This window comes from Vallitalea sediminicola (genome assembly GCF_054408565.1).
In genome coordinates, this window is sequence record NZ_BTPT01000332.1 from 1 (window position 1) to 259 (window position 259).

Sequence of the window (259 nt, forward strand, 5' to 3'; positions counted from 1 at the left end):
GAATGCATCCCCGGCTCCTGTAGCATTCACTACTTTTATTTTTGGTGCTTTATAAGAATTAGTATAGTCACCTTCTCCGTAATATACCCCTTTCTCACCCAAAGTAATAAATACTCTCTTAACACCTTTATCAATAAAATAATCAACTGCCTTCTTAAGCCCATGAGCATCTTCTATCTTTATATCCGAAAGGAACTCCGCTTCGTGCTTATTAAGTTTTATTGTATGAAAACCACCAATTATATCTTTTACCCTTCTT

Annotated in this window: 1 protein-coding gene; it reads right to left on the reverse strand. The window is 35.1% G+C overall.

Features of this window, described 5'->3' with window-relative positions; translation table 11 throughout:
- On the reverse strand, positions 1-259 hold a 259-nt coding region (locus ACX6CF_RS26945; RefSeq protein WP_458788454.1), incomplete at both ends, for a PfkB family carbohydrate kinase.